The 15,801-nt window shown below is 60.3% G+C and carries 13 protein-coding genes; 8 read left to right on the forward strand and 5 right to left on the reverse strand.

The genetic code is table 11. The annotated features are described in order from the left end of the window. The first annotated feature begins 81 nt into the window (after positions 1-81). The 3 genes from C5F71_RS25300 to C5F71_RS25310 all read left to right on the forward strand — a co-directional run bounded on the left by C5F71_RS25300 (position 82) and on the right by C5F71_RS25310 (position 3,056). Positions 82-1,752, forward strand: a complete 1,671-nt coding sequence (locus C5F71_RS25300; protein ID WP_104912250.1) for a nitrite/sulfite reductase — start codon at positions 82-84, stop codon at positions 1,750-1,752. Then, complete coding sequence (locus C5F71_RS25305) at positions 1,749-2,243, forward strand: DUF934 domain-containing protein (protein ID WP_104912251.1); 495 nt, start codon at positions 1,749-1,751, stop codon at positions 2,241-2,243. The genes C5F71_RS25300 and C5F71_RS25305 overlap by 4 nt, the downstream gene beginning before the upstream one ends. 141 nt (positions 2,244-2,384) lie before the next feature. Then, positions 2,385-3,056 (forward strand): DUF3313 domain-containing protein, encoded by a 672-nt coding sequence (locus C5F71_RS25310; RefSeq protein WP_104912252.1) that lies wholly within the window; start codon positions 2,385-2,387, stop codon positions 3,054-3,056. A 34-nt stretch (positions 3,057-3,090) separates the two neighbouring features. Here the strand turns inward: C5F71_RS25310 and C5F71_RS25315 are convergent, their stop codons facing one another. After that, positions 3,091-3,456, reverse strand: coding sequence for a response regulator (locus C5F71_RS25315; RefSeq protein WP_070996270.1), 366 nt, complete (start codon positions 3,454-3,456; stop codon positions 3,091-3,093). A gap of 223 nt (positions 3,457-3,679) precedes the next feature. Here C5F71_RS25315 and C5F71_RS25320 point away from each other — a divergent pair, with 223 nt between their 5' ends. The 5 genes from C5F71_RS25320 to C5F71_RS25340 all read left to right on the forward strand — a co-directional run bounded on the left by C5F71_RS25320 (position 3,680) and on the right by C5F71_RS25340 (position 10,241). Then, positions 3,680-7,180, forward strand: a complete 3,501-nt coding sequence (locus C5F71_RS25320) for a response regulator (RefSeq protein WP_104912253.1) — start codon at positions 3,680-3,682, stop codon at positions 7,178-7,180. After that, a complete protein-coding gene (locus C5F71_RS25325) occupies positions 7,181-7,996 on the forward strand; it encodes a protein-glutamate O-methyltransferase CheR (protein ID WP_029290490.1) in 816 nt (271 codons plus the stop codon). Further along, positions 7,993-8,598, forward strand: coding sequence for a chemotaxis protein CheB (locus C5F71_RS25330; RefSeq protein WP_104912254.1), 606 nt, complete (start codon positions 7,993-7,995; stop codon positions 8,596-8,598). The genes C5F71_RS25325 and C5F71_RS25330 overlap by 4 nt, the downstream gene beginning before the upstream one ends. After that, on the forward strand, positions 8,592-9,785 hold the full coding sequence (locus tag C5F71_RS25335) for a hybrid sensor histidine kinase/response regulator (RefSeq protein WP_104912255.1): 1,194 nt from the start codon (positions 8,592-8,594) through the stop codon (positions 9,783-9,785). The genes C5F71_RS25330 and C5F71_RS25335 overlap by 7 nt, the downstream gene beginning before the upstream one ends. Positions 9,786-9,863: 78 nt before the next feature. Continuing rightward, the gene (locus C5F71_RS25340; protein ID WP_029290496.1) at positions 9,864-10,241 is read left to right on the forward strand and encodes a response regulator; all 378 of its coding nucleotides are present in this window, start codon (positions 9,864-9,866) and stop codon (positions 10,239-10,241) included. 57 nt (positions 10,242-10,298) lie between these two features. Here the strand turns inward: C5F71_RS25340 and C5F71_RS25345 are convergent, their stop codons facing one another. From C5F71_RS25345 to C5F71_RS25360, 4 genes are all read right to left on the reverse strand, one after another. Further along, the gene (locus C5F71_RS25345) at positions 10,299-11,972 is read right to left on the reverse strand and encodes a response regulator (RefSeq protein WP_256588011.1); all 1,674 of its coding nucleotides are present in this window, start codon (positions 11,970-11,972) and stop codon (positions 10,299-10,301) included. After that, complete coding sequence (locus tag C5F71_RS25350; RefSeq protein WP_104912256.1) at positions 11,969-13,471, reverse strand: ATPase domain-containing protein; 1,503 nt, start codon at positions 13,469-13,471, stop codon at positions 11,969-11,971. Before C5F71_RS25350 ends, C5F71_RS25345 begins: the two co-directional genes overlap by 4 nt. Before the next feature lie 133 nt (positions 13,472-13,604). Continuing rightward, positions 13,605-14,663 carry a tetratricopeptide repeat protein gene (locus C5F71_RS25355; protein ID WP_029290502.1) on the reverse strand — a complete coding sequence of 353 codons (1,059 nt, stop codon included), beginning with the start codon at positions 14,661-14,663 and terminating at the stop codon, positions 13,605-13,607. Between the two features lie 75 nt (positions 14,664-14,738). Then, complete coding sequence (locus C5F71_RS25360; protein WP_104912257.1) at positions 14,739-15,632, reverse strand: bestrophin family protein; 894 nt, start codon at positions 15,630-15,632, stop codon at positions 14,739-14,741. Between the last annotated feature and the right edge of the window lie 169 nt (positions 15,633-15,801).

Genomic DNA, 15,801 nt, shown 5'->3' on the forward strand with positions numbered 1-15,801 from the left:
GACGTCTTGAGCTGTAGGTGCATAGTCGCCCCCATAGAAACCGCTGCCGTCGAGCGCGGTCAGCCATGATGAGGTAGCGAGATGTATCGGTACGATGAGTACGACCGGGCGCTGGTATTCGAGCGTGTGGCGCAATTCCGTGATCAGGTCGAACGGTTTATCGCTGGCGACTTGAGCGAAGAAGAGTTCCTGCCGCTGCGCCTGCAAAACGGCCTGTACCTGCAAAAACATGCGTACATGCTGCGTGTGGCGATTCCCTACGGCACCCTCGGTGCACAGCAGCTGCGCACCCTGGCGAGCATTGCCCGGGATTACGATCGCGGCTACGGCCACTTCACCACGCGCCAGAACATGCAGTTCAACTGGATCGAGCTACAGCAGGTGCCCGACATCCTGCAGCGCCTGGCCGAAGTCGACATGCATGCGATCCAGACTTCCGGCAATTGCGTGCGCAACATCACCACCGAAGCCTTTGCCGGGGTGGCCGCCGACGAGCTGCTGGACCCGCGCCCGCTCGCGGAAATCCTGCGGCAATGGTCGACCATCAACCCCGAATTCCTGTTCTTGCCGCGCAAGTTCAAGATCGCCATCTGTTCGGCACACCAGGACCGGGCGGCGATCATGATGCATGACATCGGTCTCTATCTTTATCCGGATACCGACGGCCAGATGCTGTTGCGCGTGCTGGTAGGCGGTGGCCTTGGGCGCACGCCGATCCTCGGGTTGCAGATTCGCGATGGCTTGCCCTGGCAGCACCTGCTGTCTTATGTCGAGGCGGTACTGCGGGTGTATAACCGCCATGGCCGACGCGATAACAAGTACAAGGCGCGGATCAAAATCCTGGTCAAGGCCCTGGGCATCGAGGCGTTTTCCCGGGAAGTGGAAGAGGAGTGGCAGCACCTGCGCGACGGCCCGGCGCAACTGACCACGCACGAGTACCAGCGCGTGGCCGCAGCCTTTGTGCCACCGCCCTATCAGGCACTGCCCGATACCGACCTGGACTATGGCACGCAGATGGCTGACAGCCCGGCGTTCGCACGTTGGGTGACGCGTAATGTGCAGCCCCACAAAGTGCGGGGCTATAGCAGTGTGGTGCTGTCCACCAAACCTGGAATTGCCGCGCCGCCTGGCGACGTGACCGCTGCGCAGATGGATGCGGTGGCCCAGTGGGCCGAGCAGTTCGGCTTTGGCGAAATCCGCATCGCCCATGAACAGAATATCGTGCTGCCGGATGTGCCCAAGGCGCGGCTGCATGCCTTGTGGTCCCTGGCCTGTGCGCAGGGTTTGGGCAGTGCCAATGTCGGCTTGCTGACCGATATCATCGCCTGCCCGGGGGGCGACTTTTGTGCATTGGCCAATGCCAAGTCGATCCCCATCGCCCAGGCGATCCAGCAGCGCTTCGACAACCTTGACTACCTGCATGACCTGGGTGATATCAGCCTGAATATCTCCGGCTGCATCAATGCCTGCGGGCATCACCACATCGGCAATATCGGCATTCTGGGTGTCGATAAAAATGGCAGCGAGTGGTACCAGATCACCCTGGGGGGCGCCCAGGGCAAGGCCAGCGCGTTGGGCAAGGTGATAGGTCCAGCGTTCAGCGCTGCACAAGTGCCTGATGTGATTTCACGCCTGATCGCCACCTACGTTCGCTACCGGGAAAGCGACGAACCCTTTATCGACACTGTGCAACGTATCGGCCTGGAACCGTTCAAGGAGCGGGTGTATGGCGCCATGGTGCAACCGGCATGAACAATCTGTTGAGCCTGGAGCAGGGGGTGGCCGCAATCAAACTCGATGACCCCTGGACGTTGGTGCGCGACGCCGAAGCACCGCTGCCCGAGGGCGCGCTGATCCTGCCATTGGCCCTGTGGCTGAGCCGGCGCATTGCACCAGACCCGCCGCACGACGCAGTGTGGCTCGGCCCGGATGATGAAGTGGAACACTTGCAGCCGTGGTTGGAGGTATTGCCGCTGATTGCCCTGGATTTCCCCAGCTTTCGCGATGGTCGCGCCTACAGCCAGGCCTACCTGCTGCGCACGCGCATGGGCTGGCACGGCGAGTTGCGGGCGGTGGGGGATGTGCTGCGCGATCAGCTCAGCCATATGCGCCAGTGCGGGTTTGATGGGTTTGCCGTGCGTGAGGACAAATCGGCGGCTGACGCGCTCAAGGGGCTGGCGGGCATGAGTGTGAGCTATGGCCGCTCGGTGATTGAGCCGCGGCCGCTGTTTCGCCGGCGTTGATGTTGAGCAGGAGCGCCCAACTGCGGGGCAAATCGAAGCTGCGAACTAACCCGCACTTGGAGGCTGAAGGCAGGTTATTTTCCAAGAGTTGGCTATACCTGTAACTTCACGTTTCGACGATAAACACCAAGGAGTCGCACCATGAAGCTAGGGCTAATGATCAGCACACTATGTATTGCCTCACTCGGGGTGACCGGGTGTGCGAGTAAAGTCCCCCAGCCGGACGAATACTCGGGCTTTCTCTCGGACTACAGCCAATTGCGCGAAGCCAAGTCGCCGTCTGGCGCAGAGGTGATGCGCTGGGTCGATCCCAAGTTGAATCTGAACCGCTATACCTCGGTGTATATCGAGCCCACTCAATTCTTCCCCAAGCCCCAGGCCACGGCGCAAATCCCCGACGCCACGTTGCGCAGCATCAACGAGTATTACAACCAGGCACTCAAGCGTGAGCTGGTCAAGTCACTGCCACTGGCCAACGGCCCGGGCCCTGGGGTGATTGTGGTGCGGGCGGCGATCACGGCGGTCAGTCGCAAGACTGAAGGCCTCAAGCCCTACGAATTCATTCCGGTGGCCCTGGTGGCGGCAGCGGTCAGCACCGGCACCGGGATTCGCGACCAGGAAACCACCCTGGGCACCGAGGCACAGTTTCTCGATGGCGACAGTGGCCGTGTGATTGCCCAGGTCGTGCGCAAAGGCACCGGCAAACCCCTGGAAAACGACACCCAAGTCATGACCGCAGCGGATGTGAAGGGTGTGATGGATGGCTGGGCGGCGGACTTGCATCAGTCGTACGTCAAGCTCAAAAACAAATAACCCATCCCACATGTAGGAGCTGGCACGCCAGTTCCTACAAAGGGGTAGCTAACATGCCTTTGACTTTATCGCGCAGTTGATCGATGGAGAACGGCTTGGCAATCATCTGCACGCCCGGGGGCAACTCGATGTTTTCGGCATAGCCGCTGGCAAGCAAGATGGGCAGGGCCGGGCGCAATGTGCGGGTCTGTTGCGCCAGTTCCTTGCCAGTTATGCCCGGCAAGCCAAAGTCGGTCATCATCAGGTCGATCACATTGGCGCCATCTTCTATAAGTCCCAGCGCCGTTTCGCCGTCTTCAGCCTCAAGCACCTTGAACTCCAGTTCTTCGAGTACATCGACGATCAGCATGCGCACGATGGCGTCGTCTTCGACTACAAGGATGGTAGAGGCAGCGGTCATAGTGAGGGTTCCCAGATGGTTGAGGTGCAGGTCTTGAACAGTTGAACGACCATCTTCTAATGAGTCGCGGCGATCCCGGCAAGTTCCCCAAACGGGGCGCGCATTGTGCCGATAATCAGGCTTGATGTCCTGGGTGTGTCGTTGAAATACGGCATAAACATAGCCGTCGTCGTCGAGTTTGGGGCAAACTTCCGGTTTTTCCGCACTTGGCCAAGGCACGCCCATGACTCCCGCTTCGTCAGTCGATGAAAACAGCTTCCGCAAACTCCTGAGCCGCAACGTGGCATTGCCACTGGGTGTGGGGGTTCTCAGTGCGGTGTTCTTTGTGTGCCTGATCACTTATCTGTTGTCGGTGATCCAGTGGGTGGAGCACACGGACCGGGTGATCAACAACCTCAATGAAACCGCCAAACTGACGGTCGACCAGGAAACCGGCATGCGCGGTTTCCTGATTACCGGCGATGAGCATTTCCTCGACCCCTACGAAGTGGCCAAGCCCCGGATCATTTCCGACCTGCGCAATCTGCAGGTCCTGGTCGCCGATAACCCCCAGCAAGTGGACCGACTCAAGCGCCTGGAGTCGCTGCAACTGGAGTGGAACAACTACGCCCAGACGATGATTGAGATGCAACGGCAAGAGGGCGATTACCGCGGCGCGGTGAAGGCCGGGCGTGGCAAGCGCCTGACCGACGAAATTCGCAAGGAGTACGAGGCCGCGATTGCCATGGAGCAGCAGTTCCGCCTTGATCGCAACGCAGAAGTGACCCGTACCACGGTGTTTAGCGTGGTGATCTACTTGCTGTTCGTGCTGGGCCTGAGCGGCTTTTTGGCGTATGTCGGGAGGAAGAATCTATTAGCCCTTTCAGACAGTTACAGCGCCAACCTGGCCTCGCAACTGAAGATCGCCAAACGCCTGGAACAGCAAGCGTGGCTGCGCAATGGCCAGACTGAACTGGCTGAACAGGTGCTGGGCCAACTGACGTTGAACCTGCTGGGGCGCAATATTCTGCAATTCTGCGCCCAATACATGGGCTCGGTGGTGGCTGCACTGTATGTGCGGGAGGAACACGGCGGCCTCAAGCGCGTGGCCGCGTATGGTTTCTCGCGGGAGCAGGAGCAGCAGGAACAGGCGATCTACCGTGACGAGGGCATTGTCGGCCAGGCCGCCCAGCAACACCGTTTGATTCGCCTGGACGATGTGTCGGTGGACTACTTCAAGGTCAGCTCCGGCTTGGGTGATGGTGCACCGCGCAGCGTGTTGGTGGTGCCGACCAGCGATGATGATCGGGTCAACGGGGTCATCGAACTGGGCTTCCTGCGTCCCCTGGAAGAGCGCGATGTAGAGCTGCTGGAGCTGATCGCCGGCAATATCGGCACCTCCATCGAAGCGGCACGCTACCGCCAGCGTTTGCAGGAAGTGCTGGCCGAGACCCAGCAACTCAATGAAGAACTGCAGGTGCAGCAGGAAGAACTCAAGACCGCCAACGAGGAGCTGGAAGAGCAGTCGCGCATCCTCAAGGAGTCCCAGGCCCACCTGGAGACCCAGCAGGCCGAGTTGGAGCAGACCAACGAGCAATTGGCCGAGCAGAGCCAGATCCTCGCCGACCAGCGCGATGCCATGGACCGCAAGAACATCGAGCTCAATCGCGTGCAGGTCGAGTTGGAGGATCGTGCCGATGAGTTGGAGCGCTCCAGCAAGTACAAGTCCGAGTTCCTCGCCAACATGTCCCACGAGTTGCGCACGCCCCTCAACAGCTCGCTGATCCTGGCCAAGCTGCTGGCAGAGAACTCCGATGAAAACCTCAGCGCCGAACAGGTCAAGTTTGCCGAGTCGATCTACTCGGCAGGCAACGATCTGCTCAACCTGATCAATGACATCCTGGACATTGCCAAGGTCGAGGCCGGCAAGCTCGATATGCGTCCCGAGAACACCAGTGTGGCGCGCCTGGCAGAGGGCCTGCGCGGCATGTTCGAGCCGTTGGCCAGTGACCGCAAGCTGGGCTTCCAGATAGAGGTGCAGCCCGGTGCGCCGCTGATGTTGTTCACCGACCGCCAGCGTCTGGAGCAGATCCTCAAGAACCTGCTGTCCAATGCCGTCAAGTTCACCGAGAAAGGCCAGGTCAGCCTGACCATTTCCCGTCAGCCGGGGGAGGGCATTGCCTTTACCGTGCGTGACTCGGGGATCGGTATCGCTCCGGACCAGCAGCAAAGCATCTTCGAAGCCTTCCGCCAGGCCGATGGCACCACCAACCGCCGTTACGGCGGTACCGGTCTGGGGCTGTCCATTTCCCGCGACCTGGCCACCCTATTGGGCGGCTATATCAATGTCACCAGTGAGCCGGGCCAGGGCAGTATCTTTACCCTGGTGCTGCCGGAACAGTACGTTGAACGCGATGAAGACGCGCCCGCCATCGAGCGCCCGCAGGCCGCGATGATTGCCCCGGCACCCGTAGCGCCCATCAAGGTGTCGCCGTTGCCCATGGCCGACGAAGCGTTGATACCGCGCTTTGCCGACGACCGCGAGCAAGCCCCGTTCACCACCCGCTGCATCCTGGTGGTGGAAGACGAGCCGAACTTTGCGCGGATCCTCTTCGACCTGGCCCACGAACTGGGCTATCACTGCCTGGTGGCCCATGGCGCGGACGAGGGCTACACCTTGGCCGAACAGTATCTGCCGGACGCGATCCTGCTGGATATGCGCCTGCCGGACCACTCCGGGCTCACCGTGCTGCAGCGCCTCAAGGAACACGCCGAGACCCGGCATATCCCGGTGCATGTGATTTCTGTCGAAGACCGCGTCGAAGCCGCCATGCACATGGGCGCCATCGGTTATGCCGTCAAACCCACCACCCGCGAAGAGCTCAAGGACGTGTTTGCGCGCCTGGAGGCCAAGCTGACGCAGAAGGTCAAGCGCATCCTGCTGGTGGAAGACGATGACTTGCAGCGCGACAGCATTGCCCGCCTGATCGGCGACGAAGACATCGAAATCACCGCCGTCGGTTTCGCCCAGGAGGCCCTGGACCTGCTGCGCAGCACGGTATACGACTGCATGATCATCGATCTCAAGTTGCCGGACATGCTTGGCAACGAGTTGCTCAAGCGCATGGCCACCGAGGATATCTGTTCGTTCCCGCCAGTGATTGTCTACACCGGGCGCAACCTCACCCGGGATGAAGAGGCGGAACTGCGTAAGTATTCGCGCTCGATCATCATCAAAGGTGCCCGCTCACCTGAACGGTTGCTGGACGAAGTGACACTCTTTTTGCACAAAGTCGAATCCCAGTTGTCCCAGGAACGGCAGAAGATGCTCAAGACCGCCCGCAGCCGTGACAAGGTCTTCGAAGGGCGCAAGGTGTTGCTGGTGGATGACGATGTACGCAACATCTTTGCCCTCACCAGTGCCCTGGAGCACAAGGGGGCGGTTGTGGTGATTGGCCGTAACGGCCGTGAAGCCATCGAGAAACTCAATGAGGTCGAGGACATCGACCTGGTACTGATGGACGTGATGATGCCGGAGATGGATGGCTACCAGGCCACTGCGCTGATCCGCCAGGATCCGCGCTGGCGCAAGCTGCCGATCATTGCGGTGACGGCCAAGGCCATGAAGGACGACCAGGAACGCTGTCTTGCGGCCGGGTCCAACGATTATCTGGCCAAGCCCATTGACCTGGATCGGTTGTTTTCGCTGATCCGTGTTTGGCTGCCGAAGATGGAACGCATTTAAGTGGATCGAAGTACTGATATTGAACTGCGCTTGTTGATCGAGGCGATCTACCTCAAGTACAGCTATGACTTTCGTGATTATTCCGGGGCTTCGGTCAAGCGGCGTGTGGCGCATGCGTTGCGCCAGTTCGACTGCAAGACGATCTCGGCCTTGCAGGAGCGGGTGCTGCACGATCCCACGGCGTTCATGCAATTGCTGCAGTTCCTGACCATCCCGGTCAGCGAGATGTTTCGCGACCCCTCGCACTTTCTGGCGATACGCCAGGAAGTGGTGCCCCTGCTCAAGACCTACCCATCGATCAAGATCTGGATCGCCGGGTGCAGCACTGGGGAGGAGGTGTATTCCATGGCCATCCTCCTGCGCGAGGAGGGTTTGCTCGAACGCACTATCATCTATGCCACGGATATCAACCCCAACTCCCTGGAAAAGGCCAAGCAAGGGATCTTTTCCCTGGAGAGCGTGCGTGCCTACACCCACAATTACCAGCAGGCCGGTGGCACTCAATCGTTTGCCGACTACTACACGGCGGCCTACGATTACGCGATCTTTGACAAGACGCTGCGGGAAAACGTGACGTTTGCCGACCATAGCCTGGCGACCGACAGTGTGTTCTCCGAAACACAATTGATTTCATGTCGTAACGTTCTGATTTATTTCAATAAAAAGTTGCAAGATCGGGCGTTTGGATTGTTTCATGAGTCGCTGTGCCATCGCGGCTTCCTGGTGCTGGGCAGCAAGGAAACCCTGGACTTTTCCGCCTACAGCAAGCAGTTCGAACCCTTGGTCAAGCAAGAACGGATCTACCGCAAATCATGAATGAAGCTGCTGCCAGCCCGGCGTCTGTGCCGGGCGTCCAAGCCATTGTCGTCGGCGCATCTGCGGGTGGGGTCGAGGCGTTGTTGAGCATTTTTGCTGCCTTGGCGCCAGGGTTCAGCCTGCCGATCATCGCTGTGCTGCACCTGCCGGATGAGCGCCGCAGCCAGTTGGCCGAAGTGTTTGACCGGCGCCTGCACATACCGGTGGTAGAGGCGCGGGACAAGGAAATGATCCAGCCTGGCACCCTGTATTTTGCCGGGCCTGGCTATCATTTGTCGGTGGAGCATGACCGCAGCCTGTCATTGAGCCAGGAGGACCGCGTCCATCACTCGCGCCCGGCCATTGATTTTCTGTTTGAATCGGCTGCTGACGCCTATGGCCCGAATTTGCTGGCGATCCTGCTGACCGGCGCCAACCAGGATGGCGGGCGCGGCTTGGCCCAGGTCAAGCAGCTGGGCGGCATCACGGTTGTCCAGGACCCTTTGGAGGCGCGGGTGGACGTGATGCCCAAGGCGGCCCTGGCGCTGCATACACCTGACTATATTCTCACCTTGAGCCGCATTGGCGATTTGCTGGCTTCCCTGGAATCTTCCCCATGTTAACTACTGTCCAGGCCAAACTGCTGATCGTCGACGATCTGCCGGAAAACCTGCTGGCCCTTGAAGCGCTGATCAAGCGCGAGGACCGCCAGGTCTACAAGGCCTTGAGTGCCGACGAGGCCTTGTCGCTGCTGCTTGAGCACGAGTTCGCCATGGCTATTCTCGATGTGCAGATGCCCGGTATGAACGGCTTCGAGCTGGCCGAGATGATGCGCGGCACGGAAAAAACCAAGAACATTCCCATTGTGTTTGTCAGCGCCGCCGGGCGTGAGCTCAACTACGCCTTCAAGGGCTACGAGAGCGGCGCAGTGGATTTCCTGCACAAGCCGCTGGATATTCACGCGGTCAAGAGCAAGGTCAACGTGTTCGTCGAGCTGTATCGCCAGAGCAAGGCCATGAAGCTGCAGGTCGAAGCCCTGGAGCACAGCCGCCGCGAACAGGAAGCCCTGCTGACGCGCTTGCAGGCCACCCAGGAGCAATTGGAGCAGGCGGTGCGGATGCGCGATGACTTCATGTCTATCGTGGCCCACGAAGTGCGTACGCCCCTCAATGGCCTGATTCTGGAAACCCAACTGCGCAAGATGCATCTGGCGCGCAACAACGCCGGTGCGTTCACCCTGGACAAGATGCATGCCATGGTCGACCGCGACGAACGGCAGATCCAGAGCCTGATCCGCCTGATCGAAGACATGCTCGATGTCTCGCGCATTCGCACCGGCAAGTTGTCGATTCGCCCGGCGCGGTTTGACCTGACGCAACTGGTGCGCAACCTCCTGGAAAACTTCGCCCCACAGGTGGCAGCGGCCGACTCTTCGATCCAACTGCTCGCCGAGCAACCGGTGGAGGGCCACTGGGACGAGTTCAGGATCGAACAGGTGGTGTCCAACCTGCTGACCAACGCCTTGCGCTACGGGGCCAAGAGCCCGGTGGATGTGCGGGTGTACGCCGAGCATGGCGAGGCGCGGGTTGAGGTGCGCGATCGTGGAATCGGCATCAGTGAGGACAACCAGAAGCGCATTTTCCAGCAGTTCGAGCGCGTCACCGACAAACATGCCGTGGCCGGGCTGGGCCTGGGGCTGTTCATTTCCGAGCAGATTGTCGCCGCCCATGGCGGTACTATTGAGGTCGAAAGCCGGATAGGCGAGGGTGCCTTGTTCCGGGTGTGCCTGCCGATGGGGCTGGAGGCATGAAATCATTCAGCAATCCAACGCAACCTCTGCGTGACCCCATGGTCGTAACTGCAGCAACTGACCGAGCAAAGGCTTCCCATGAGTGAAGATGCACAAGATGTCGTACTGATCGTTGAAGACGACGAATCAATTATGTTTGTGCTGGGTGAATACCTGGCAGGCCTGGGGTATCGGGTTTTAAAGGCGATTGATGGCGAACAGGCCTTCGAAATCCTTGCCAGCAAACCCCACCTGGACCTGATGGTCACCGATTACCGGCTGCCTGGGGGCATTTCCGGGGTGCAAATCGCCGAGCCCGCGATCAAGTTGCGACCGGAACTCAAGGTGATCTTCATCAGTGGCTATCCCCAGGAAATTCTCGACTGCAACAGCCCGATCACGCGCAATGCGCCGATCCTGGCCAAACCGTTCGATCTGGATACGTTGCACGAACATATCCAGCGTTTGTTGGCCTGAAAGGGGTTACAGAGTCGAAACCTGACACTTCGTTATGTGTGTACCGAGCCCGCGCAGTCAGGTGGCGCGAATCATCTCCCGCACCGTCTGCGTCAATAATTCAAAGGTGAACGGCTTGGTAATCATCTGCATACCCGGGTCGAGAAACCCGCCGCGTACCGCGGCATGTTCGGCATAGCCGGTGATAAACAGAACTTTGAGCCCTGGCCGCAGTTGGCGGCCAATTTCCGCTAATTGCCGACCGTTCATACCGGGTAGTCCAACGTCACTGATCAACAGATCAATCCGCTGCTCAGACTCGATGATCGGCAACGCGCTGTTGGCATCACCCGCTTCGACAAAGGCATAGCCCAATTCGCTCAATACCGCGCTGACCAGCACCCGCACGGCCGGATCGTCCTCGACAATCAATACGGTTTCGCCGGCGTTGGCAAATGGTAGCTGCGGCGGGTTGAGGGGTTCCTCAGCGATTATTTCACCCGCAAAGCGTGGCAGGAACAGGCTGACCGTGGTGCCCTGGCCAACCACGCTGTGAATGGTCACATGGCCGTGGGATTGGCGGGCGAAGCCATAGATCATCGACAGGCCCAGCCCCGTACCCTGGCCGATGGGTTTGGTGGTGAAGAAAGGGTCGAAGGCGCGGCTGACAACCGTGTCGGGCATGCCGCAACCGGTGTCGCTGACGCTCAACTCGACATAGTCGCCAGGATCGAGTGTGCCGTAGGCTGCGGTGAATACGCTGTCGAGATGGCGGTTGCTGGTTTCCACCACCAACTGCCCGCCGTTGGGCATGGCGTCGCGTGCATTGAGCGCCAGGTTGAGCAGGGCACTTTCCAACTGATTGGGGTCGGCTTCGGCGATCCACAGTTTTTCCTCAACCCGAACATCCAGGGCGATGCTCTCGTTGAGACTGCGCCGTAGCAACTCGCTCATGGACGTCACCAGGTGGTTGATCTCCACAGGTTTGGAGTCCAGCGACTGGCGACGGGAAAACGCCAGCAGGCGGTGGGTCAGGCCGGCGGCGCGGTTGGCCGAGGTGACGCCCAGGTCGATCAGGCTGTCGAGGTCTTCGGTGCGGCCCCGGGCAACCCGCCTTCGCAGTAGCTCGAGGCTGCCGATGATCCCGGTGAGCATGTTGTTGAAGTCGTGGGCGATACCTCCCGTCAACTGACCGACGGCTTCCATTTTCTGCGCCTGGCGCAGTGCTTCTTCGTTGGCGCGCAACTGCGCCGTACGTTCCTCGACCTGTTGCTCCAGGGTTTCCAGGGTGCTTTGCAGGCGCTGTTCACTCAGGCTGAGGTCGATCATTCGGTCGCGGGCCTCGTACTGGCGCCGGCGGCCGCGCAAGGCAGTGGTGACCAGGCTGATCAAGGTGACCGGGTGGAACGGGCGCTCCAGCAAGGTGATGTTGCCTAGCAGTACGCTCAGGTGTGAGGACGCGTTCTGTTCGCTACCGCCGTGGTGGGTGAGCAGCACGATCGGCAAGTCGGACCAGGCGGGCTGCTGTTGCAGGTAAGTCAGCAACGGTTCGAGATCGGCGCCGCGCAAGGCTTCTGCAGCAATAATCAGCAGGCCGGCACCGTCCTCCAGGGACTCGCACAGCAAAGGCAGGTTGCTCGCAGTCACGGCGCCAAATCCCGCCTCGTTGAGCATCATTGTTGCCAGCGAGCTGTCGCGCCCCAGGGGCGCCAGAATAATTGCACGCTCGAATGTCTCGGCCCGCGCCGTCACGAACTCTCATCCTTGAGCAGCGGCTTGCCGGCACCCATGTACGTGGGCACGCCGCGCAACACGCCCTGGAACGCCTCGAGGGGTTCGCCGATGGTCATCCCGGTGCCGCTGATGCGGTACTCACGGATGGTCGACTCATGCCTGCCGGTGCGTTTCTTGATGATCGAAATGGCGCGGCGCACCTTGCCCAAGGCTTCGAAGTAACGCAGCAGAATAACCGTGTCGGCCAGGTAGGTAATGTCCACTGGCGCCTGCATGTCACCCACCAGGCCGTGTTGGGCTACGGTCATAAAGGTCGCTGCGCCGCGTCGGTTGAGGTACAGCAACAGTTCGTGCATGTGCAGCACCAAGGCGTTTTCTTCGGGCATCGCCGCCTGATAGCCGTTGATGCTGTCGATGACCACGGTCTTGATCTGGCGTTCGTCGACGCAGCGCCGTACGCGATGGGAGAACTCTCCGGGCGACAGTTCGGCGGCGTCCACCTGTTCGATCAGCAGGTTGCCGGTGGCTTGCAGCGCCTCCAGGTCGATCCCCATGTTTTTCATGCGCTCAAACAACAGGCCCAGCTCTTCATCGAAGATAAACAGTGCGGCCTTTTCCCCGCGGGCCACCGCCGAGGCAGCAAAAATCATCGAAATCAACGATTTGCCCGTACCGGCAGGGCCAAGGATCAGCGTGCTGGAGCCGGTCTCGATACCGCCGCCGAGCAGGGCATCCATCTCGCTTATGCCACTGGTCAAGGTCTGGCGGTTGTAGCCGCCGCGATGCTCGGCGGCCACCAGGCGGGGGAATACATGCACACCGTCGCCCATGATGGTGAAGTCGTGAAAGCCGCCCCGGTATTTCTGCCCGCGGTACTTCACCACGCGCACCCGGCGACGTTCGGCGCCGTAGTTGGGGGTCAGTTCTTCCAGGCGAATCACCCCGTGGGCCACGCTGTGTACGGTTTTGTCCAGGGCTTCGGTGGTCAGGTCATCGAGCAGCAAGACCGTGGCTTCATAGCGCACAAAGTAATGTTTGATGGCCAGGATCTGGCGGCGGTAACGCAACGAGCTTTGCGCCAGCAGACGGATTTCCGAAAGGCTGTCGAGCACCACACGGGTCGGCTTGACGCGCTCCACGGCTTCGAAAATCTGCCGGGTGGCTTCGCCCAGCTCCAGGTCCGAGGAGTACAGCAGGCTTTGCTGATGTTCGGCGTTCAGCAGGCTTTCGGGGGGTGTCAGTTCAAAAATATGGATGTTGTCGTCCAAGTCCCAGCCATGGGATGCAGCGCCCTGGCGTAATTCGCGCTCGGTTTCAGACAGGGTGATATACAGCGAGCGTTCGCCATTTTTTGCCCCCGCCTGAAGGAAATGCAGGGCCACCGTAGTCTTGCCCGTACCTGGCTCGCCTTCGAGCAGGAACAGGTGGCTGCGTGACAGGCCACCGTCAAGAATGTCATCAAGACCTTCGATACCGGTCGCCGCCTTTGCTGTGAACAGCTCTTTGGATGTAGACAAGAAGTGCCCTCGGATGACTTATCAAGTAGAGGGCGCGTGCCTGAGCAAACGCGCCATATTTACTTGACCGTGGTGCCGATTGGCGGTTCAACGTTTTGTTAAATATGTCGGGTGCCGGCAACGGGCACCGTCCTCACAGGCCCTGTTGCAGGGCTGGATCATCAGGGTTTTGCTGCTCCAGCTGCGCCAGCAGTACTTGAACGTTCTGCAGTTGGCCGCTTTCTTTCCAATAGTTGACCAGCAATACCCGCGCCTTGCGGTTGGCCGGGTGGCGCTGGATGATTTCTTCCAGCTGGCGCTGCGCGGCCTCCAGTTCGTCCTGGTCGTGCAGGGTGGTTGCCAGGTCGTAGCGGTAATCCTGATTGTCTGGCTCAAGCTCCACCGCCTTGGACAGCCCGAGCAGGGCATACGCGCGTTCGCCATGATGCAGCAACCACATGCCCAGGGCGTGCTGCAGGTAGGCCGAATCGGGATGAGCCTGTAACTGCGTGGCCAGAACCTGGCGGGAATCATCGACCTTGCCCTGTTTATCCAGCAGTTCGATGCGTGCAACCACCGCCGGCAGATTATCCGGGTCCAGGCGCAATGCCTGTTCCAGGGCATGTTGCGCTTCGGGCAGCAGGGCGCTGTGGATGTACAGGCGTGCCAGCTGAATCCAGCCTTCGGCGCTTTCGGGCTGGGCCTTGAGGTACTTTGCATACTCATCCAGCACTTGCTGCAAGGGGCCGAAATACAGACCCAGGGTGTCGGGTGACAGGCCCAGCAAGGCGTTGGCAGCGGCAAACCGCACGCTTTGTTGTTCATCCTCGAGCAACGGCCCGAGCAACAGGGTGCGCTGCCCGCTGGGCACCAGGCCGACGATGCTGGCAATGGCTGCCTGGCGCACCAGGGGGGATTCGTGGCTCAGGTCCTTGTCCGCCAGTTTCAATGCCTGGGGGCTTGGATAGTTGTGCAATTCGTTGTGCAGGGCGGCGCGGCGCACGTCCGACAGATCTGGCCGGCCCAATTGCTGATACAGCACCCGTGCGGCGCCGGGTTCGCCGTTATGCGCCTGTTTCAGGGCCTTGGAGTATCCGTGGGCAATGGCCGGCGGTACGGACACGCTGGGCGTGCGGGTGAAATACCAGAACAGCAGTGCGACAAACAACAGGGCGCTCAGGCCGATGATCGAGTAACGGCGTGACTTTGACATGCAGGCGTCCGAAAGCTGGGCAGCTAGTGCAAAGTGGTCAGCTTCGGTCAGACACCGACGAGTGTCAAACCTGGCTCACGTCAGCACATAGTCCACGGGCTCCAAGGGCGGCGGTAAGGTGGTTTCGCCCAGGGCGGCGAGGATCTCGCGTTCCAGGGTGCGCACGATGGCATTGCACGGCAGGTCATTCTCGTCGAAGCCGAAGGGGTCCTCCAGATCGTCACCGATTTCGTCCAGGCCAAAGAAGGTGTAGCTGACGATGGCGGTGAAAATCGGCGTCAGCCAGCCCAGGGGCTCGGCCATGGCAAATGGCAGCAGGATGCAGAACAGATAGATGGTGCGGTGCAGCAGCAGGGTGTAGGGGAAGGGCAGCGGCGTGCTTTTGATCCGTTCGCAAGCGGCCTGTACCTGGCTGAGCCCCACCAGGCGGGTTTCCAGTTGGGTGTAGCGCCAATCGCTGATCCGTCCCTGTTGCGCGGCGTCCGAGCATTGGGCACCGAGGGTTTGCAGGATGCGATCAGGCAGGTTCGGGTGGTGGGACTCCACGTTGCTCCAAGGCTTTATGGCATGGGCCTCGTCTTTCAGGCGCAGGCGCGCGACCAGGCCGTGGGCAAAGCCGTACAGGCCGCGCAACAGGCTTTCGCGCTCGCCCGGCCGGGTAAAAACCTGGCTTTCGCGGATCAGCGAGCGGATCTCAATGACCATCTGCCCCAATTGCTTGCGGCCCTCCCACCAGCGGTCGTAGCAGGCGTTGTTGCGAAAGCTCATGAAGATCGACAGCGACAGCCCCAGCAGGGTGAACGGGGTCGCGTTGACCTTGGAAAAATAGGCTGGGTGCAGGGTTTCCACCAGTACGATCACCGAAGCCAGCAGCGTGACCAGCAGGCTGCGCAGGGCAATACGCTTGGCAATCGAACCCTTGAGGGAGAACAGGATGCCGAACAGGTTGGGTTTGGGGCGGACAATCATCGAGGGCTTCTTCGGTGGCGCAGCCCCTCAGATTAGAAGCTGGCGGGCAGGGCGTCCAATCGCTTGCGTTGACTGGCCGATTGTCGGGCTCTATGGGCATTGGCATCTAAACAACTGAACACCCCCTGTGGCGAGCGGGCTTGCCCGCGCTGGGCTGCGAAGCAGCCCC

The sequence above is a fragment of the Pseudomonas sp. LG1D9 genome (assembly GCF_002949995.1).
Lineage (GTDB): Bacteria > Pseudomonadota > Gammaproteobacteria > Pseudomonadales > Pseudomonadaceae > Aquipseudomonas > Aquipseudomonas proteolytica.